The sequence below is a fragment of the Aerococcus christensenii genome (assembly GCF_001543105.1).
Taxonomy (GTDB): Bacteria; Bacillota; Bacilli; order Lactobacillales; family Aerococcaceae; genus Aerococcus; species Aerococcus christensenii.
Map to the genome: position 1 here is coordinate 190,375 of NZ_CP014159.1, position 19,400 is coordinate 209,774.

At 41.1% G+C, this 19,400-nt stretch carries 19 protein-coding genes and 1 other RNA gene; all 20 read right to left on the bottom strand.

The annotated features are described in order from the left end of the window. Positions 1 to 2: 2 nt before the first annotated feature. A complete protein-coding gene (gene rsmH / locus AWM71_RS00880; RefSeq protein WP_060776246.1) occupies positions 3 to 968 on the bottom strand; it encodes a 16S rRNA (cytosine(1402)-N(4))-methyltransferase RsmH in 966 nt (321 codons plus the stop codon). Between the two features lie 15 nt (positions 969 to 983). Next, complete coding sequence (gene mraZ, locus AWM71_RS00885) at positions 984 to 1,415, bottom strand: division/cell wall cluster transcriptional repressor MraZ (RefSeq protein WP_060777416.1); 432 nt, start codon at positions 1,413 to 1,415, stop codon at positions 984 to 986. A gap of 241 nt (positions 1,416 to 1,656) precedes the next feature. Further along, a complete protein-coding gene (purB, locus tag AWM71_RS00890) occupies positions 1,657 to 2,955 on the bottom strand; it encodes an adenylosuccinate lyase (protein WP_060776247.1) in 1,299 nt (432 codons plus the stop codon). Beyond that, positions 2,948 to 4,231 carry a phosphoribosylamine--glycine ligase gene (purD, locus tag AWM71_RS00895; RefSeq protein WP_060776248.1) on the bottom strand — a complete coding sequence of 428 codons (1,284 nt, stop codon included), beginning with the start codon at positions 4,229 to 4,231 and terminating at the stop codon, positions 2,948 to 2,950. The genes purB and purD overlap by 8 nt, the downstream gene beginning before the upstream one ends. A gap of 9 nt (positions 4,232 to 4,240) precedes the next feature. Then, positions 4,241 to 5,791, bottom strand: a complete 1,551-nt coding sequence (gene purH, locus AWM71_RS00900; protein WP_060776249.1) for a bifunctional phosphoribosylaminoimidazolecarboxamide formyltransferase/IMP cyclohydrolase — start codon at positions 5,789 to 5,791, stop codon at positions 4,241 to 4,243. After that, the gene (gene purN / locus AWM71_RS00905; protein ID WP_060776250.1) at positions 5,788 to 6,366 is read right to left on the bottom strand and encodes a phosphoribosylglycinamide formyltransferase; all 579 of its coding nucleotides are present in this window, start codon (positions 6,364 to 6,366) and stop codon (positions 5,788 to 5,790) included. The genes purH and purN overlap by 4 nt, the downstream gene beginning before the upstream one ends. A 1-nt stretch (position 6,367) precedes the next feature. Continuing rightward, the gene (gene purM, locus AWM71_RS00910) at positions 6,368 to 7,417 is read right to left on the bottom strand and encodes a phosphoribosylformylglycinamidine cyclo-ligase (RefSeq protein WP_060776251.1); all 1,050 of its coding nucleotides are present in this window, start codon (positions 7,415 to 7,417) and stop codon (positions 6,368 to 6,370) included. Beyond that, complete coding sequence (gene purF, locus AWM71_RS00915; RefSeq protein WP_060777417.1) at positions 7,398 to 8,843, bottom strand: amidophosphoribosyltransferase; 1,446 nt, start codon at positions 8,841 to 8,843, stop codon at positions 7,398 to 7,400. Before purF ends, purM begins: the two co-directional genes overlap by 20 nt. A 44-nt stretch (positions 8,844 to 8,887) precedes the next feature. Further along, the gene (purL, locus tag AWM71_RS00920) at positions 8,888 to 11,125 is read right to left on the bottom strand and encodes a phosphoribosylformylglycinamidine synthase subunit PurL (RefSeq protein ID WP_060777418.1); all 2,238 of its coding nucleotides are present in this window, start codon (positions 11,123 to 11,125) and stop codon (positions 8,888 to 8,890) included. Between the two features lies 1 nt (position 11,126). After that, on the bottom strand, positions 11,127 to 11,804 hold the full coding sequence (gene purQ, locus AWM71_RS00925) for a phosphoribosylformylglycinamidine synthase subunit PurQ (RefSeq protein ID WP_060776252.1): 678 nt from the start codon (positions 11,802 to 11,804) through the stop codon (positions 11,127 to 11,129). A 3-nt stretch (positions 11,805 to 11,807) separates the two neighbouring features. Next, a complete protein-coding gene (purS, locus tag AWM71_RS00930) occupies positions 11,808 to 12,053 on the bottom strand; it encodes a phosphoribosylformylglycinamidine synthase subunit PurS (protein ID WP_060776253.1) in 246 nt (81 codons plus the stop codon). 12 nt (positions 12,054 to 12,065) lie between these two features. Next, positions 12,066 to 12,803 (bottom strand): phosphoribosylaminoimidazolesuccinocarboxamide synthase, encoded by a 738-nt coding sequence (purC, locus tag AWM71_RS00935; RefSeq protein WP_201783956.1) that lies wholly within the window; start codon positions 12,801 to 12,803, stop codon positions 12,066 to 12,068. Continuing rightward, complete coding sequence (purK, locus tag AWM71_RS00940; RefSeq protein ID WP_060776255.1) at positions 12,804 to 13,940, bottom strand: 5-(carboxyamino)imidazole ribonucleotide synthase; 1,137 nt, start codon at positions 13,938 to 13,940, stop codon at positions 12,804 to 12,806. Further along, a complete protein-coding gene (purE, locus tag AWM71_RS00945; RefSeq protein WP_060776256.1) occupies positions 13,924 to 14,409 on the bottom strand; it encodes a 5-(carboxyamino)imidazole ribonucleotide mutase in 486 nt (161 codons plus the stop codon). The genes purK and purE overlap by 17 nt, the downstream gene beginning before the upstream one ends. 259 nt (positions 14,410 to 14,668) lie before the next feature. Further along, positions 14,669 to 16,249, bottom strand: coding sequence for a peptide chain release factor 3 (locus tag AWM71_RS00950; protein WP_082632778.1), 1,581 nt, complete (start codon positions 16,247 to 16,249; stop codon positions 14,669 to 14,671). 178 nt (positions 16,250 to 16,427) lie between these two features. Continuing rightward, the gene (locus AWM71_RS00955) at positions 16,428 to 16,964 is read right to left on the bottom strand and encodes an MFS transporter (RefSeq protein ID WP_060776257.1); all 537 of its coding nucleotides are present in this window, start codon (positions 16,962 to 16,964) and stop codon (positions 16,428 to 16,430) included. Further along, positions 16,940 to 17,581 carry an MFS transporter gene (locus AWM71_RS00960; protein ID WP_060776258.1) on the bottom strand — a complete coding sequence of 214 codons (642 nt, stop codon included), beginning with the start codon at positions 17,579 to 17,581 and terminating at the stop codon, positions 16,940 to 16,942. Before AWM71_RS00960 ends, AWM71_RS00955 begins: the two co-directional genes overlap by 25 nt. Before the next feature lie 190 nt (positions 17,582 to 17,771). After that, positions 17,772 to 18,135: a transfer-messenger RNA gene (ssrA, locus tag AWM71_RS00965) on the bottom strand. 68 nt (positions 18,136 to 18,203) lie between these two features. Beyond that, positions 18,204 to 18,890 carry a histidine phosphatase family protein gene (locus AWM71_RS00970; protein ID WP_060776259.1) on the bottom strand — a complete coding sequence of 229 codons (687 nt, stop codon included), beginning with the start codon at positions 18,888 to 18,890 and terminating at the stop codon, positions 18,204 to 18,206. Between the two features lie 32 nt (positions 18,891 to 18,922). Then, entirely contained in the window at positions 18,923 to 19,390 is a 468-nt protein-coding gene (gene smpB, locus AWM71_RS00975; RefSeq protein ID WP_060776260.1) for an SsrA-binding protein SmpB, read from the bottom strand. Positions 19,391 to 19,400 lie beyond the last annotated feature (10 nt).

Sequence of the window (19,400 nt, forward strand, 5' to 3'; positions counted from 1 at the left end):
TCTCACTCCTTCTTTTCATTCACACGTTCAATAACCCTTAACTTAGCGCTTGTCGACCGAGGATTTTCTTCCTGTTCCGTTATTGAAGGGTAAATCGGCTTATGGTTAATTAATTGAAAATTGGCTTTTGGAAGTTGATCCGCTGGAAGAGGAATAGCAGATGGAACTTGTTCGGGTGAACTGGCTTCTTTAAACATTACCTTAACAATTCGATCTTCTAGGGATTGAAAACTAATAACAGAAATCCTTCCCTTCGCCTTAATGAGAGATAAGGCTTGGCTCAAAGACTCCTCAATCGCTCCTAATTCATCATTCACTGCAATACGAATGGCTTGAAAAACACGTTTGGCAGGATGGCCTCCCTTACGACGGGCAGCCGCAGGTATCGCTTCTCGAATAATTTCCACTAACTCTTCTGTGTGAGTAATCGGATGATGTTGACGTTTCGTCTCAATGAGACGAGCCACTTGCTTCGAGAATTTTTCTTCGCCATACCGCTTAAAAATACGCTGTAAATCTTGAAAAGACCAGGTATTGACGATTTCTTCAGCTGTAAGATCTTGAGACCGATCCATTCGCATATCCAAAGGGGCATCCTGGCGATAAGAGAAGCCCCGACTGGCATCATCTAATTGTGGGGAGGAAACTCCTAAATCGTAAAGGATGCCATCCACTTCACTGACTCCAAAGGCTGCCAATTCTTGTTTTAAATATCTAAAGTTGGCATGGATTAAGGTTAATTTGCCTTCTTGAATTTCTTTTTCAAATTTTATACGGGCATGACGAATAGCGGTGATATCTTGATCGAAAGCATACAAATGACCTTCTGAATTCAAGTGACTTAATAAATAAGCCGAGTGACCTCCTCCGCCTAAGGTGCAGTCCACATACACTCCATTAGGCCGAATAGCTAAAGCATCAACGGTTTCTTTTAGTAATACTGTGACATGATGAAAGGACTCAGTCATGCTCTACTCCTTCTCTTACAATCCAAAATCAAATAAATTCTCTGCTAAATCTTCAAAGCTTTCAGAAATATCCTCAGACATCTTCAACCAGTGCTCTTCATCCCAAATTTCAATGCGTTCACTGACTCCGATAATCCGACAAGCCTTGGTCAAATGCGCATAATCAATAAGAGATTGTGACAAATTAATGCGACCTTGCTTATCAATTTCTACTTCTGAAGCAGATGAATAGAAAAAACGGGTATAAGCACGTGCCTCTTTTTTAGCCATAGGAAGTTTTTTCAACTTTTCTTGAACAAGCTCCCAAGATTCTTCGGGATAACCAAAAATACAGCCATCAAGGCCTCGAGTGATCACAAAATGATCCCCCAAATCTTCCCTTAATTTGGCTGGTATAATCAGACGGCCTTTGCCGTCAATATTATGTTTATACTCTCCCATCAGCATAGTCTTCACCCGATTTTCTTCTAGTACTCTTAGTTTACCACATTTCACCACATTCCTCCATTTTTCCCCAAACTTTTTTAAAAAAATTTCTATATTATATTTTTACACTTCGAGAAAGCCTTTCTATTAAAGGATTTCTCGAAGTGGGGACAAGTGGAGGGGAAAATAAAAGCTCCCCAAAATTTGGAGAGCTTCTAGTATTTATTTTATTATTAGTTTCATTGGAAATGGCTTCTTCTTTTTATTCCATTAACCCCATTCGACGATAGATTTCATCTACCCGACGCAAGTGATAATGGAAGTCAAAGGCATCTTCAATCTCCTCTGAACTAAGGAACTGGGTAATGCTGGTTGTCACCTTCACCAAGTCTTTGAAATCACATTGTTGTTCCCAAGATTGCGCAGTTAGAGGTTGAACACGGTCATAAGCTTCCTCTCTAGAAAGTCCTTTGTCCACTAGTTTGAGAAGCAAACGTTGACTATAAATGAGACCATGTGTTGCCTGCATATTCTTGAGCATATTTTCTGGGAAAATCGTTAACGTTTGAACGACTTTCTTAAATCGGCATAGCATATAATCTACCAAAGTTGTCGTATCGGACAAAATGATACGTTCTGCACTCGAATGGGAAATATCCCGTTCATGCCAGAGAGCAACGTTTTCATAGGCGGTCACCATATGTCCGCGACATACCCTAGCCAAGCCTGTTACATTTTCACTCGAAATCGGATTGCGTTTATGCGGCATGGCACTGGAACCTTTTTGTCCTTTTTCGAAGGCTTCTTCTACTTCCCGAACTTCGGATTTTTGAAGATGGCGAATTTCAGTGGCTATATTCTCTATACTCGTCGCAATCAAAGCTAAAGAAGAAAGATATTCTGCATGTAAATCTCTAGGCAATACCTGTGTTGAAATCTCTTGGGAACGAATTCCTAATTTTTGACAGACATAATCTTGAACAAACGGAGGCACATTAGCATACGTTCCCACAGCCCCTGAAATTTTCCCGGCTTCTACGCCCTTTCTGGCATGCTCAAAGCGCTCCATTTGGCGTTTCATTTCTGCATAATAACGGGCCATTTTTAATCCAAAGGTAGTAGGTTCCGCATGAACGCCATGCGTACGCCCCATACAAACGGTCTCCTTATACTGAATAGCTTTTTCTTTTAAAACTTCTAAAAATTCTTCCAAATCTTTTTGGATGACATCATTCGCTTGTTTCAACTGATGGCCTTGCGCTGTATCTACCACGTCTGTCGAGGTGAGTCCATAATGCACCCATTTTTTCTCTTCCCCTAAAGATTCCGAAAGGCAGCGCGTAAAGGCCACAACATCGTGATGAGTGATGGCTTCAATTTCTTCAATCCGTTTTTCATCAAAGCTGGCCTTTTTCCACAAAGTTTCCACATCTTCAAAAGGAATATGGCCTAATTGGCTCCAGGCTTCTGCTGCTAAAATCTCTACTTTCAACCACGTTTGATAGCGATTCTTTTGAGACCAAATCTTCTTCATCTCTGGACGTGTATACCGATTAATCATCGTTAACCTCCTTGCTTTCTAGGGCTTGATGTGCAATATCTTGGCGGTAAAAGGTATGTGAAATAGGATGAGTCGCCAAGTAATCATAGACTACTTGTCTGGCTTGAGCGAGATCTTCTTGCATAGAAATAACCATCGCTATTCGTCCTCCTTCAGAGTAAAATTTTCCCTCTTCTTCCCTCAAAGCATAAGAGAGGACAGACACTTCGTCGCTTCCCTCTAAAAACGATTTTGGAATTTCAAGGCCCTTTAATGGGGACTCTGGGTAACCTTTCGCAGCTAATACCACGCCAAAACTCGCTTGTCCTTCTACTAAAGGTAAACTTGCTTTTTCGCCTGCAAGTAATTGCGTGATACTTTCTGCCAATTGGTCACTTAACAAAGGAAGAAGGATTTGCGTTTCAGGATCTCCAAAGCGGCAATTAAATTCAATCACTTTGGGACCATCCGCTGTCAACATTAACCCTGTATAAAGAATTCCTTGATAAGAGCAGCCTTCTAAAACCATAGCGTCTAAGGTTTTTTGTACAATTTGATCGATGACTTCTTGTTTTAAGGCTTCATCTACAAATGGTACGGGGGCATAAGCCCCCATTCCTCCAGTATTAGGTCCCTTATCTCCTTCGTAGGCTCTTTTATGGTCTTGAGCAGTTGGAAGGTGTAGAACTTGGCCCTTATACACTAAAGAAAAGAAAGAAAATTCAGGTCCTTCTAGATACTCTTCGATCACTACCTTTTCTTGATGACCATACTTTTCCTGAGTAAAAATATCCCGTAAAGCTTCTTTGGCTTCTTCTTCGTTTCCGGCAATTGTCACTCCCTTGCCGGCAGCTGGGCCATCCGCCTTAATCACAATCGGATATTCCCGATTTTTGAGGGAATCTAAGGCTTCTTCCAATTCAAAATAATTTTCAAAAGCGGCGGTTGGAATATGATATTTTTTCATTAAGTGCTTCGCAAAACTCTTGGATCCTTCTAGACGACTAGCAGATTGACTCGGGCCAAATATTTTTAGACCTTCTGCCTCAAAAGCATCCACAATTCCTTCAAAAAGAGGAAGTTCTGGTCCAACAATCGTCCAAGCAATAGCATGATCTTTCGCAAAAGCAATCAAAGCTTCAAAGTTTGTACTTTCAATATCTACACAGAAAATTCCTGTTTGGGCCATTCCTGAATTACCAGGTGCGCAATACACCTTTTGAACACATTTTGATTTTAATAATTTTAAAGCCAAAGCATGTTCCCGACCACCGTTTCCAATCACTAACAGATTCATCTTATCCTCCTAATGTCTAAAATGACGAATTCCTGTTTTCAACATTGGAATTCCTGCTTGATCCACTTCTTCAATAGAGTCTTCATCATGAATAGACCCGCCCGGCTGAATGATAGCTTGAATGCCATGTGCACATGCATAAGCCGCTGTATCCCGCATTGGAAGGAAAGCATCACTCGCCAAAACCATTGGACTATGATCTTCTTGCTTCATATGTTGCCCCGCTTCTTCAATGGCAATCTTGCAGGCACCCACGCGGTTCATTTGCCCTGCACCAATTCCTAAAGTTTGATAGGCATTCGTCACCACGATAGCATTCGATTTGACATGTTTAACCACCTTCCAAGCAAACGCTAAGGCTTCACGTAAATCTGAATCGGCTTTTTTTTCGCCCATAGCTTGGAAAGTTTCGTTTTCTTCTTGAGGGATATCTTGGTCTTGAACTAGAAGTCCTCCCATGACAGAAACGTATTCCTTAGCAGGTTGAATGCCTTCTTTAAAGCCACTTAACGCCATCACCCGCAAATTCTTCTTCTGACTTAGAATCTCTAAAGCTTCTGAATCAAACGAAGGAGCAATCACAATTTCTAAGAAAATCGGACGAAGTAACTGAGCAAGTGCCTTGGTCACTGGACGATTCACGACAACAATTCCCCCATAAATAGAGGTAGGATCTGCTTCAAAGCAATATTCAAAAGCTTGTTCAATCGTGTCTGCCTTGCCGACCCCGCAAGGATTCATATGTTTCAAAGCAATCGCTGTAGGTTCCTTAAATTCAGCTATCATCCGTAAAGCTGCATCTGCATCTTTGATATTATTGTAAGAAAGTTCCTTACCTTGAATCTGAATGGCTTGCGTTAAGCTAAAAGCGACTGGCAAAAGTTCTTCATAAAACTGGGCTTGTTGGTGACTGTTTTCTCCATAACGTAAGCTTTGTTTCAATTGATAGGTTAAAGTTAAGCTCTCCGGCTGCTCTTCGCCTACTTCTCGAGTTAAATATTGAGCGATTAAGGCATCATATTGAGCCGTATGCCGGAAAGCTTTAGCTGCTAAGCGAGCACGTAATTCTAAATCCGTCTCTCCCTTTTCTTTCAAGCTTTCCTGAATAAGAGCGTAATCATCAGGATCGGTAACGACCGTCACAGAAGCGTAATTTTTAGCTGCTGAACGAATCATAGAAGGGCCACCAATATCAATATTTTCAATAGCATCTGATAGCGTTGATTGAGGATTAGCAATGGTTTCTTTGAAAGGATAGAGGTTAACCACTACATAATCAATCGGCACAATCTGGTGGTCTTCCATGGCTTGAAGATGATCTTTTCGATCACGAAGACCTAATAAGGCCCCATGGATTTTAGGATGAAGGGTCTTCACTCTTCCGTCCATCATTTCTGGAAAACCTGTTACACTTTCGACAGAAATCACAGATAATCCGGCTTTCTCGAGAACCTTTTGGGTCCCACCGGTAGAGAGAATTTCAATTCCTTCTGCTACAAAACTTTTAGCTAAGTCTACGATACCTGATTTATCAGACACACTTATTAAGGCTCTTGTCATTTTTTACTTCCTTTCGCTTGACTTAATTGACGGACAACACTGGCATATAAACGATGTTCTGCTTGATGAATTCTCTGAGCAAGAGAATCTAAATCATCATCTTCTTCTATGGCTACTTTGACCTGAGAGAGAATTTCTCCACTATCAATTTCTTCATTGACATAATGAACGGTCACCCCTGTTTCCTTCACTCCTGCCTTAAAGGCATCTTTAATACCCGTTCGACCTGGGAAAGCTGGCAAGAGAGAAGGATGAATATTAATAATTCGGTGAGGAAAAGCCTCCAATAAAGGAGCATAAATGAGCCGCATATACCCCGCTAGAAGAATATAATCTACCTTTTCTTTCTGACAAAGGGTCACTAAGGCCTCTTCATAATCCTCTCTTGATTTAAAATCTTGAGGACTAAAAGTAAAGAATTTTATCCCTAAATTTTCTGCACGGGTCAAGGCATAGGCGTCTTTATGATCTGAAAATAAGAAAGAGATTTCAACGCCCTCTTTAGGATTAGAAAAAGCTTCCACTAAGGCTTGAAAATTAGACCCATTTCCTGAAGCGAATACGGCACATTTCATTTTAAGCTTCCTCCAATCGCACAGCACTTTCATTATCTGATCGTTTCTTCACTCGACCGATAACAGAAACTTTTTCACCTGTGGCAGTTAAAGTGGTTTGAACTTCTTCTAAATCATCTTCTCCAACTGCCAAGACCATCCCAATCCCCATATTAAAGATCTCATACATTTGGCGATGAGGGATTTTCCCTTTTTCTTCTAAGAAATCAAAGAGAGCCGGACAATCAAAACTCCCTAACTGAATATCAGCCTTCAAACCTTTCGGCAACATTCTAGGAACATTTTCAATAAAGCCACCTCCTGTAATATGGGCTAAAGAATGAATTTTCCCCTTTTGAATAAGAGGCAACACACTCTTCACATAGATGCGGGTCGGAGTCAGCAAAATTTCTCCTAGGGTTTGGTCTTCAGAAAGGCATGAGATCTTGTCAGATAAGTTGAAATGATAGTCTTCCAAAAGAATTTTTCGAACCAAAGAATAACCGTTGGAATGGATTCCTGAAGAAGCTAATCCTATCAAATAATCACCTTCTTGGACCTGATCTAAATCGATGAGCCGCTGACGTTCACCAATTCCCACAGCAAATCCTGCCATATCAAAGTCCCCCTGGCTGTACACCCCCGGCATCTCTGCTGTTTCTCCTCCTACTAGAGAAGCTCCCGCTTGTCGGCAGCCTTCGCAGATTCCCTTGACAAGTTCTTCAATGATCTCAGGTCTATTTTTATCCACTGCCAAATAATCTAGGAAAAAGAGAGGTTCTGCACCTTGTGCCAAAATATCATTAACGCACATAGCCACACAATCAATCCCAATAGTATCGTATTTTTGCTGGTTAATCGCTATTAAAAGCTTGGTTCCTACCCCATCTGTTCCAGAAACTAACACAGGTTCTTCATAAGAGAAAGATTTTAAGCTGACACTTGCTCCAAAGCTCCCTAATTTTGATAAAACTTCTGGACGTAGAGTCGTTGCCACATGTTTTTTGATTCTTTCTACTGCTTCATAACCTGCTTCTACATCTACGCCGGCTTCACGATAAGCTTTTGCCATGTCCTGCTTCCTCCAATTCTTTCAGTGATTGCAGATATTCTTCTTCATAATCATAGAGTGCCGTTGGATAATCTCCATTGAAATAAGCCATGCAAAGGCCGTTATAAGGTGATGAACTCTTCAAGCCGATCCCTTCTATCAATCCTTCTTGACTTAAAAAGGCTAAAGAATCTGCTCCGATTAAATCTCGAATTTCTTCAACAGAATGCCCAGCAGCTATTAGTTCATGAGTATTGGAAATATCAATGCCATAAAAACAAGGAAATTTCAAAGGAGGACTGGCAATGCGGACATGCACTTCAAGAGCTCCTGCTTCTCGTAAAAGTTGAACAATTCTTTTAGAAGTAGTTCCCCGAACAATGGAATCATCAATCATAACTACTCGCTTGCCGCTCACTAACTTGGACACTGCTGAGAGTTTCATCCGAACGCCTAATTCTCTCTCTTCCTGTGTCGGTTGAATAAATGTTCTTCCTACATATTGATTTTTAACTAAGCCCATCTCATTGGGGAGACCAGATACTTCCGCATATCCCATAGCAGCTGAAAGTGAAGAATTAGGAACCCCCACAACAATATCCGCCGACAAGCTAGGTGCTTCTTTGGCCAGGATTCGTCCACAATTTTTGCGAGCCATATGGACATTCACATCGTGAATATTGGAATCCGGACGCGCAAAATAAATATATTCCATAGAGCAAATCGCTTGTTGCCGATTGGAGGTATAGTATTCGCGATGAATTCCTTCTCGACTAATCGTGACAATTTCTCCTGCTTCTACATCAAACAGAACCTCAGCCCCTAATTGATTCAAAGCGCACGATTCGCTCGCCATAACGTAACTGCCGTCCGCCATTCGGCCAACGACTAAAGGACGAAAACCATTCGGATCACAGGCCCCAATCAAGGCTTTTTCAGTTAATACTAAGTAAGTAAATCCTCCCTTCACCTGACAAAGGGCATCTTTGACCCGATCAAAGAAAGTCGTTTTTGGACTATGGCGAATCAAATGCATAAGGACTTCACTATCTGATGTTGATCTGAAAATGGCGCCTTCCTTTTCTAAGCGCTTTTTGAGGATTTGGCCATTCACCAAATTCCCATTATGGGCTAAAGCCACGTCCCCTTCATTAAAGTGAAAGAGAAAAGGTTGAATATTATCCAAAGAAGACTCTCCGCTTGTCGAATAGCGAACATGACCAAGGGCGAACCGACCTTTCAATCCTTCAAATCGGTGATCTTCTTTAAAGATTTCACTAACGAGCCCTAATCCACGGTAGTCAGACATTCTCCCGGTTTCATCGATTGTTGTAATACCGGCCCCTTCTTGCCCGCGATGCTGCAAAGCCATCAACCCATAAAAGGCGCAACGAGCTGCTTGCTTGTTATTCCATATTCCAATCAAGCCACACTCTTCATAAGGCAAATCGTACGTTTCCTGATCAATAAAAGTAGAAACATAGTCTCCTTCTACAATAAACTCTCTTTTTCTTTGAGCTGACACCCGATCGCTCCTTCCCATAATCGGTTAAGTTCTTCTACTGAAGCGTGAATAGTTCCTGTTTGTGTTTCTAAACGATACTCCCCTTCGTCTGTTACACGTCCTAAATAGGTAAAGCCTTCCCCATATTTGGCTTCAAAAGCTTCTCGTTGTTCTGATGAGATCGACACAATAAACCGGCTTTGATCTTCACTGAAGACTTGCTCCACTTTTCCATCAAAGAAGGCATCAAGTCCTAATCCCGTAGAGAAAAGACATTCTGCTAATCCAACGGCTAACCCCCCCTCACTGAGGTCATGTGCAGATTGTAAAAAGTCTTCTTGAATCGCTGAGAGAACCGCTTTTTGATTAGCTACTTCTTCCTCTAAATCAAAGTCAAATAAACACCCCTCAATCTTTCCGGTCTGCATCAGTTGTATTTCTGACCCATTAAAAGCTTGTCCTGTTTTTCCAATGAGGTAAATCAAATCGCCTGCCTTTTTAAAGTGTTGGCGCGTAATATGTTTGATCTCTTTAATTAAGCCCACCATCCCTATCATGGGTGTAGGATAAATCGCTTGACCATTACTTTCATTATTCAAAGAGACATTTCCTGAAATCACAGGCGTATGGAGTTGCAAACAAGCTTCCACAATTCCTTCCACAGATTCCTTCATTTCATAAAAGATTTCTGGATCTTTAGGATTACCAAAGTTCAAGCAATCTGTAATCGCTAGTGGTTGCCCCCCACTGGCTACAATATTTCTAGCCGCCTCACTGACTGCCATCATACCTCCTACTCGAGGGTTCAAGGCAATGTAGCGTGCATTACAATCCGTAGTCATCGCTAAAGCTTTTTGACTACCACGAATTCTTAGGACTGCTGCATCACTCCCTGGCCCAACAACGGTTTGTGTTCTCACCATAGAGTCATAACTTTGATAAACCGCTTGCCGCTTAGAAGCTATCGTTGGGCGTTGGAGGAGATCCTTCAAGATTTGGGTAGGATCCTCTACTTGTGGCTGATAGGATTCAACACTTGCTTGACGGATACGTTCAGGCATTTGTGAAGGATTCTCGCACTCTGGAGCTTCAGCTAATGAAGCTACTGGAACATCGGCTACCTTTTGGCCGTGGTGATAAAGTCGATAGCGTTGATCAGAAGTCACATAACCGATCTTCACAGCATCTAAATGATACCGTTTAAAGATCTCGACTATACGATCTTCATGTCCCTTCTTCACACACAACAACATACGTTCTTGAGACTCTGAAAGCATCATCTCATAAGGCGTCATTTCCAACTCTCTTTGAGGGACCTTATCCAAGTCCAAAACCAAACCGCTTCCCGCTTTGTCAGCCATTTCAGAACTAGAAGACACTAACCCTGCAGCCCCCATGTCTTGAATGCCAATCAAGATATCTTGGCAAGTTTTAACCACTTCAATGCAGGCATCCATCAAAAGTTTTTCCATAAAAGGATCACCTACTTGGACGGCTGAGCGTTGGGTTTCATGTTCATCATTAAATTCAACCGATGCAAAGGTTGCCCCGTGAATTCCATCACGGCCTGTTTTAGCACCTACATAAAGGATCGAATTACCTTCACCAGATGCGCGTCCTTTTTGAATATCCTTTTGGTCCATCAACCCTACACACATAACATTCACTAAAGGATTTCCACGGTAACACTCATCAAAAGCAATCTCTCCACCTACTGTTGGGATGCCGATACAATTTCCATAACCCGCAATGCCATTCACCACTTCTTGGAAAATATACTTGGTGCGTTCTTGATCTAAAGGTGCAAAGCGAAGAGAATCTAATAAAGCGATAGGCTGAGCTCCCATAGAAAAAATATCCCGAATAATTCCCCCCACTCCTGTTGCAGCACCTTCATAAGGTTCAACAGCGGATGGATGGTTATGGCTCTCTGCCTTAAAGACAACAGCTTGTCCCTCTCCAATATCAACAATTCCTGCCCCTTCTCCAGGTCCTTGAAGCACTTGTGGGCCTTCACTTGGAAACTTGCGTAAAAGTGACTTGGTGTTCTTATAAGAGCAATGCTCACTCCACATCACAGCAAATAAACCGGCTTCTGTGTAGTTAGGCATTCTTCCTAAAATTTCCTCTACTTGCGCATATTCTTGATCGGTCATTCCCCATTCACGATAGATCTTTTGATCTTTAATTTCTTGTGGAGTCGGTTCTAAGTTTGCTTTACTCACACTATTTCCCCGCTTTCTTGTAACTTTCACGTAAGCTTTGGAACATCTTCAACCCATCCACGCCTCCTATTAGGGCTTCCACTGCCCGTTCAGGATGCGGCATCAATCCAATCACATTTCCCTGCTTATTGGTAATTCCAGCAATATTGGCAACAGAGCCATTAGGATTTTCTCCAGCATAAGTCAGTACAATCTGATGATTGTCTTTTAATTCTTTTAAGGTTTCTGAATCACAGTAATAATTTCCTTCTCCATGAGCAATTGGGAAAACTACTTCCTCTCCTTCTTCATAGAGGTGGGTAAAAGCAGTCTTCGCATTTTCCACTTTTAAAGGCTGAGGCTTACAAATAAAATGAAGTTTTTCATTTGGAAGGAAAGCTCCCGGTAAAAGTCCTGATTCACAAAGGATTTGAAAACCATTACAGGTTCCTAAAACGAAGCCGCCATTTTCAGCAAATTTAATCACACCCGCCATAATCGGTGCAAAGCGACTAATCGCTCCAGAACGTAGATAATCTCCATATGAAAATCCTCCTGGAATCATCACGGCATCATACCCATCGACACTTTCTTCAGAACAAGGGACAAAGTCTACTTCTTCCCCCAAAACATCTCGAATGGCATAAAACATATCCCCGTCACAATTTGAGCCAGGAAATTGGATCACCGCAAACTTCATGGCTTAATCCTCCTTCACGCGATAGCTATAAGATTCCATTGTGACATTAGCCAATAAGCGATCACAAATTTCTTCCACACAAGCTTCAAGATTTTCCACAGAACGATCAATCTCTACTTGAAAATACTTCCCTTGACGAACAGACTGAACTTCTGAATATCCCATTTGTTGAACAGCGCGTTGAATAGCTTCCCCTTGAGGATCAAGAATAGATGGCTTATACGTCACAAAAATTTCTACTTGGTACATAATCATGCTCCCTTATTTTGAATGTGTTTCTGAAGATAATACTTTTTCTAAACGGTCACGAACTTCTTGATAATAAGGCATCATATCGCCTTCATCTTTTCTAAAGATATCCTTATCAAAACTTTGATGGGTATCTTTATCCCACAAGCGGGCATTATCAGGAGAGAACTCATCCCCTAGCAAAATTTCGCCGGTTTCTGTTTTTCCAAATTCCAATTTAAAATCTACTAAAATCAATCCAATTTTCTCAAAGAGACTGCTTAATTCTTGATTAATCTTTCGCGTCAATTTCTTGATTGTTTCTAAGTCTTCCGGTGTAGCTAATCCTAAGAAATAGATATTCTCATCATTCAAGAAAGGATCATTGAGGGCATCTGACTTATAGAAGAATTCCACCATTCCCAAAGGAAATTCAGTACCTTCACTGACCCCTAATCTTTTCACAATGCTTCCTGCAGCCACGTTTCTCAAGACGACTTCTAATGGAAACATCTTCATCTTCTTGACCACTTCTCTTCCCCCTTGGTCTGACTGAACGAGATGCGTCGCAATTCCTCTCTCTTTCAAATAGTTAAAAATCAAAGAGCTAATCTCTTGATTCATAACTCCTTTTCCTTTGATTTGTTCTTTTTTTGCACCATTTCCTGCTGTCGCCTGATCCTTATACACAACTAATAACTGATCTTCTCGCTCTGTTTCATAAAGATCTTTTGCTTTTCCTGAATAAATTAATTTTCCTTGATTCATCATTTACTCCTTTACCCAAATATGACTGGATTCAATGTCTTTTAACGTTTGTTCAATAGAAGAAGTCAAATAAGTAATATGTCCCATCTTTCGATTTACTTTGGCTTGGTCTTTGCCGTAGAAATGAAGATGCCATTCCGGATGATCATCCACCGCTTCTTCTACTCCTTTGACATGCTGTCCCAAAATATTAACCATTACAGCAGGTTTTAGTAAGATTGGCTGGCTTAGAGGGAGATTACAAATAGCTCGAATATGTAAGTCAAATTGAGAAAAATCACAAGCTTCTATCGTATAATGCCCACTATTGTGTGGACGTGGTGCTAATTCATTAATTAAAATTTGATCGTCCTTAGTCAAGAACATCTCAATTCCTAAAGTTCCTACTAAATGGGCCTCTTTTGCAATTTGATGAGCAACTTCTTGAGCTTTTTTAGCTACTTTTTCTGAGATACGCGCAGGGACAATAGATTCGTGAAGAATATTATGCCAATGAATATTCTCAGAAGCTGGGAAAGAGACATACTCTCCTGTAGGATTTCCTACCATCATGACAGATAATTCCATTTTGAAAGGAATCCACTTCTCTAAAACACAAGTCTGTTGATCTAACAACACTTGGCATGCTTCTATATCACTTGGTGAATGCAACACCTTCTGCCCTTTTCCATCGTATCCAAATCGAATCGTCTTCAAGACAGCAGGATAGCCTAATTCTTCCAGCGCTGATTGCAACTCTCCACGCGTATGAACCGGGCGATAAGGCGCTAGCTCAACCCCACACGCTTTCAAAAAGGCCTTCTCACTTAATCGATTCTGACTCGCCTTCAATAAGCTCGTTTCCTGAGGAAGATAGAGGTGTTTTTTCAAATTATCGAGGACATCCGTATCTATATTTTCAAATTCAAAAGTGATCACATCACAGCGATTCGCTAACTCTTTAATGGCTGCTAAATCTTCAAATTCTGCCTGAATATGAAAATCTGAAACCTGTGCGGCTGAACAATTTTCAGTAGGGTCTAGGATACCTACCTTATAGCCCATTTCTTTAGCTGATTGAGCTAACATTTGACCGAGTTGTCCGCCTCCAATAATTCCAATGGTCTGTCCAGGTAAAATAGTTTTAATCAAGCTGTTCACTACTTTCTATTGCTATTTGACGCATTTTTTCCCGGTAAGTATCAAGCTGTTGTTCTAAGGATTTATTCTGCAAACTTAATATGGACGCTGCTAGCAGGGCCGCATTTTTAGCTCCAGAGCTGCCAATAGCTGTCGTCGCTACAGGCACTCCTGCTGGCATTTGAACAATAGATAACAAGGAATCCAACCCTTTCAAGGCTCTTGAAGAGATAGGAACTCCAATCACTGGCAAAGTTGTCTTAGCCGCTAACATCCCTGGTAAGTGAGCAGCTCCTCCCGCTCCTGCAATAATCACTTGATAGCCTCTTTGTCGAGCATTCTCACTAAAAGCGAACATTTCATCCGGCATCCGATGGGCAGAAACGACTTTTTTATCATAAGGAATGCCCAATTCTTCCAAAATTTGACAGGTTTTCTTCATCGTTTCCCAATCGGATACACTTCCCATTAAGACTGCGATATCTACCATTTGATCCACTCCTTTCCTTCTTCACTTGTAATATAACACATTACCAAATAAAAATACATACATTTATTAAAAATATTTTTATAATGTTCGTATAACAGAATTGTACATGCAATTAAAAATCAAAAAGCCTAGTTTATAATTTGATTATTCGAACAATAATAGATAACTTTTCTAAATTGGCTCCTTCATTTTGTAAACAAAAAACCTAGTTACTATCTTCGCAACTAGGTTTTTATTTATGTTTATTTGGCTTTTTTTCTTACAAGAGAGAATCCAATTGAACCTCTGGATATTTTTGTTGGAACCAATTCTCTGCAAATTGATTTTCAAACAGAAAGACCGGTTGATCAAATCTATCTTTGCAGAGCAGATTTCGACTAGAGGACATCGAAGGGTCTAACTGGTCTGGTCGAATCCAACGGGCAATCTTAGAGCCTAAGGACTGCATAGTGACTTCCGAATTGTATTCGTTCGCTAAACGATATTGGAAGACTTCAAACTGAAGTTGCCCCACTGCTCCTAAGATATATTCATCCGTATGCCAGGTTTTATAGAGCTGAATTGCCCCCTCTTCCACTAATTGTTGAATTCCTTTGTGGAAAGATTTTTGCTTCATGACATTCTTAGGACTGACTTTCATAAAAATTTCTGGCGTAAATTGTGGAAGTTCAGGGAAGGTCACCTTGGCCTTACCTGAATAAATAGAATCTCCAATTTGGAAATTTCCCGTATCATAAAGGCCTATAATATCCCCTGCCACAGCAGCTGTCGCATGTTCTCGACTATCCGCCATAAACCGTGTGGTATTATTTAATTTAATCTTCTTATCTGTTCGAGCAATCTTCACATCCATGCCTTCTTCAAATTCTCCTGAACAGATTCGAACAAAGGCAATTCTATCCCGGTGGCGAGGGTCCATATTGGCTTGAATTTTAAAGATAAAACCTGTTAAATCAGGAGATAAGGGATCTACTTGCCCGCCTTCTGCAGTCTTCATAGCTTGAGGGGAAGGTGCAAAATCAACGAAAGCATCCAGAAAAGTTTGAACACCGAATCCTGTCAAAGCAGAGCCGAAGAAGACAGGTGTTAGCTTGCCTTGGCGAATATCATCTTCATCAAAAGCGTTCCCGGCTTCTCGTAATAACTGCGCATTATCAATCGCTTCTTCATACCAAACCGACTGCTTAACCGTATACTCGCCTTCTACTTGGCCCTCTTCATTCAGCGGTAAATAATCGTTGCCTTCATTTTCTTCCGGATGCGTCAACTCTAACCGATTATTAAAGAGGTCATAATTGCCTTGGTAGGTCTTTCCCATTCCCATCGGCCAATTCATCGCATACGCATCGATTCCTAGAACCTCTTCCAGTTCGCTGATCAATTCCATAGGCTCTCTCCCATCGCGGTCTAATTTATTCATAAAGGTAAAAATAGGAATCCCCCTATGACTAACCACTTCAAAGAGGCGCTTGGTTTGTGGTTCAATCCCTTTAGCAGAGTCAATCACCATAACGGCCGCATCCACAGCCATCAAAGTCCGATAGGTGTCTTCAGAAAAGTCCTCATGACCTGGAGTATCCACGATATTGACTTGATAGCCATCATAATCCACCTGCATCACTGAACTCGTCACTGAGATTCCTCTCTGTTGCTCAATCGCCATCCAGTCAGACTTGGCAAACTTCCCTGTTTTTTTACCTTTAACGGTCCCTGCTTGACGAATTGCCCCAGAGTAAAGTAAGAGCTGTTCTGTTATAGTTGTTTTCCCAGCATCTGGGTGAGAAATAATCGCAAAAGTCCGTCTTTTATTTACTTCTTCTTTTAAATTCATACTTGTCATCCTTTATTGTTCTTTTAATGAGTCATTATTAACTTCCTCAGAGAAAGTTCATCTAGACTATCTTAGCATATCTTAGGAAGGAGAATAAAGTTTTTCTTGGAATGTCTGTCTTTCCTTAGCCAATCTCTTAATCTCATCCCTATTGACCGTGACAAATGACGTCTAAGTGACAGTTTCCTTACTCGTCGACACGATTTTTCATAAAATAGGACTTCTTAATCCAAATAATAAGGAAAGCTAATCCCAAACATAACAAAGAAAGTCTCAAGGCTCCTACTAAACCAGTCCGCGCTAAAGCGCCACCCCCTAAAACAGAAGCCACCATAATGGCCAAATCATAGCTTGTCGCATTAATAGAATTGGCTAGTGGTTTTCCTTGGTCTACCTGGCTGGTTGTCGCTGTTTGTAAGATAGAGGTCATCGGTGAAAAAGCAGCTCCCCATAACGCAAATCCAAGATACCCCCAATAACATCCCTTAGACATCCAAATGAAAATACTCAAAGCCGCTATTAAGAGAGCAACCATACCTAAAGCTAGCCGCCACAAATAACGATCAATCAAGGGCACTATGACAGCAATAGAAACTAAAGCACCTATTCCAAAAATAGCCTGGGCAAGAGAAACACTTAAAGAGACTCTGTCTGCGATCAACTGTACAAAAATATAGGAGGCATAATGGGCACTTACCATCAAAATGTCAAAAACGCACACCATCTGACCCCTGCTTTTTTCAAAACTATGCCATAATTATTATGCGCATTATAGGATTCCCCCTGAACGCTCACAAAACCTATTCTTCCAATAATAGCTAGTAAGAGGAACATACCACCTACCAAAAGGAAACCAAAACGCCAGCCAATCCATTGAATAATACTCGTTACAAGTGGCAAAGCAACACTGACTCCAATCGTTACACCTGATAGAACAATAGCTACCCCTCGTCCAGAGATTTGTAAAGGCAAAAAGCCGATCGGATAAGAAGCAATCATTGCCCACATAGCCCCCGCTGTAAATCCTGCAAGCAACCGTCCGATGAAAGCGACTGTAAAGGTTGGAGAACAGGCGATCAAAAGATTACTGATGGCAAAACCTAAACAGACGACGATCAAATAAGTTCGACGATTCACCCAAGAAAAAGCACGCGTGACTGGGATACCAGCGAGTACTGACATCACGGCATAGATTCCAATTAACAAACTCATCTGACTCAAAGGAACTTTAAAGTCAGCCGCCATTTCTTTTAGGAAGCTTGTCGGCAGTAATTCCGATACCAAAGCCATGCAACAAACAAACGATAAGAGGCCTAGTCTTGCTAAAACGGATTTTTTCATATTCTCATCCTCTCTCACCCTATAAGTTTACCAAAAATCTATGACTTTTTTGATTGCTTTTTCGTTGATTGTGCAATTTATGAAACAAAAGCGATTTATTGTTCCCTATAGCGGTGTTTCGCTGTCATCGTAGTGATAAAAATATGATGACAAACAAAAGCGGCTCACTCAGAACCGCTCAGATTTTCTATTATGGAGATGAGGGGGATCGAACCCCTGTCCAAACACCCCGCTAATACAGCGTTTACACTAATAGTTGACTTGTTAGATTGAGCGCCCTAGCTGACAAGCAACAAACAGATCTAGTTTGCGAACCTGATTATTCTCTTTCCTTAACTCCAGGTGGAAGCGCCGGACGTATCCCACTTCATTGAGACCCACTACTAGTACATGGGCGATACTAGGCGGATCTTAGCCGCTGACTAAGCAGCGAAAGCTAAAGTTTGACTTTCGTTTTTGTCAATTAAATTTAAGTAACGTTTCTGACGGAGACGTTACCTCCGTAATGTAGCTGTACCCCGGACTGATGCCTGTCGAATCCAATAAACATCCCCAAAGTAACATTCTTATTATAGACAATCGTTTTTAGCTTTGTCAAGATCGACCCCCTTGACCAATCCGACTATCCTTCTTCTGCTAAAGCAAAGTGATCCGTTTTATTAAAGGCTTCTAAATGATACAAGCCATCCTGATAACGCACAATAGAAACACTCGCATTGTCTAAAGATTCCTTAATACTAAAGTCAGGGACCAATTCATGGATCATGTTTCGAATAGTCATCCCATGACTAACCACTAAAATATTTTGGTCTGTTTCGCGATGACGGGTAATCACATCAATCAGACCTAATTCAACTCGCATCCAAAAGCTCATAAAATCTTCCGCTTCATGAACAGGATCTGTCGCTTTAAAGGCATCCATTTCACATTTTACCCGATCATTCTCTGAAACTGTCTGTCCATAATGCGTTCGGACATAGTCTTGAACTTTATGAAAAACAGGATCAATCTCTAACCCTTCAAAACTTCCAAAGAATTGCTCCCGAAAAGCTTTTAATTCATGGATTTTGGTATCTGCTGAAGCATAGTAGTTATGCTGCAACACAATCTTGGCGGTTGCAATCGTCCGCCGAAGATCACTCGTGTAGACTGCTGAGAAATTCACTTTCCGCAAGCCTATCGCACTTCGATGAACATCACGTTCTCCTTCTTCTGTCAAAGGAGCGTCCGCCCAACCTTGAATACGATTATATCTGTTCAAATAGGTTTGTCCATGTCGCATAAAGTAAATAGTAACACCTTTTCCCATGACTTGTCTCCTTTCTTACGATCAATCTTTCTCTAATAACGTTCCTTCATCGCCCGCTGAATATCACGTTTCATATCTTTTTCCCGTAAACTTTGCCGCTTATCGTATTTCTTCTTCCCTAGGGCTAGTCCTACTAATAATTTAGCAAATCCATTCTTAATATAAACCTTAAGTGGAACTAAAGTATAGCCTTCTTGACTAATTTTTCGTTCGAAATGATGAATTTCTCTCTTCTTGACAAGAAGTTTTCGGGGACGAAGAGGGTCTGGATTAAATCGATTGCCCTGCTCAAAAGGTGACACATGGATACCGTAGGCCCACAGTTCTCCCTTTTCTACCCGAGCAAAAGAATCTTTTAAATTAATTTTGCCTTTGCGGATCGATTTGATCTCTGTTCCTGTTAGAACCATGCCACATTCTACAGTATCTTCAATGGTATAGTCATGCCGAGCTTTTCGATTCGTAGCTAAGGCATTCTCTTGTTTTTTCGGTTTGACCATCCGCTGTCCC

Excerpts from the sequence above, each read along its gene's own strand:
- purH (WP_060776249.1), bottom strand. The coding sequence starts at position 5,791 with ATGACAAGAGCCTTAATAAGTGTGTCTGATAAATCAGGTATCGTAGAC.
- purE (WP_060776256.1), bottom strand. The coding sequence starts at position 14,409 with ATGGTAGATATCGCAGTCTTAATGGGAAGTGTATCCGATTGGGAAACG.
- purM (WP_060776251.1), bottom strand. The coding sequence starts at position 7,417 with ATGGCAAAAGCTTATCGTGAAGCCGGCGTAGATGTAGAAGCAGGTTAT.
- AWM71_RS00970 (WP_060776259.1), bottom strand. The coding sequence starts at position 18,890 with ATGGGAAAAGGTGTTACTATTTACTTTATGCGACATGGACAAACCTAT.
- purS (WP_060776253.1), bottom strand. The coding sequence starts at position 12,053 with ATGTACCAAGTAGAAATTTTTGTGACGTATAAGCCATCTATTCTTGAT.
- smpB (WP_060776260.1), bottom strand. The coding sequence starts at position 19,390 with ATGGTCAAACCGAAAAAACAAGAGAATGCCTTAGCTACGAATCGAAAA.
- purD (WP_060776248.1), bottom strand. The coding sequence starts at position 4,231 with ATGAATCTGTTAGTGATTGGAAACGGTGGTCGGGAACATGCTTTGGCT.
- rsmH (WP_060776246.1), bottom strand. The coding sequence starts at position 968 with ATGACTGAGTCCTTTCATCATGTCACAGTATTACTAAAAGAAACCGTT.
- purB (WP_060776247.1), bottom strand. The coding sequence starts at position 2,955 with ATGATTAATCGGTATACACGTCCAGAGATGAAGAAGATTTGGTCTCAA.
- purQ (WP_060776252.1), bottom strand. The coding sequence starts at position 11,804 with ATGAAGTTTGCGGTGATCCAATTTCCTGGCTCAAATTGTGACGGGGAT.
- AWM71_RS00955 (WP_060776257.1), bottom strand. The coding sequence starts at position 16,964 with ATGGTGTGCGTTTTTGACATTTTGATGGTAAGTGCCCATTATGCCTCC.
- purN (WP_060776250.1), bottom strand. The coding sequence starts at position 6,366 with ATGAAATGTGCCGTATTCGCTTCAGGAAATGGGTCTAATTTTCAAGCC.
- mraZ (WP_060777416.1), bottom strand. The coding sequence starts at position 1,415 with ATGCTGATGGGAGAGTATAAACATAATATTGACGGCAAAGGCCGTCTG.
- AWM71_RS00950 (WP_082632778.1), bottom strand. The coding sequence starts at position 16,249 with ATGACAAGTATGAATTTAAAAGAAGAAGTAAATAAAAGACGGACTTTT.
- AWM71_RS00960 (WP_060776258.1), bottom strand. The coding sequence starts at position 17,581 with ATGAAAAAATCCGTTTTAGCAAGACTAGGCCTCTTATCGTTTGTTTGT.
- purC (WP_201783956.1), bottom strand. The coding sequence starts at position 12,803 with ATGATGAATCAAGGAAAATTAATTTATTCAGGAAAAGCAAAAGATCTT.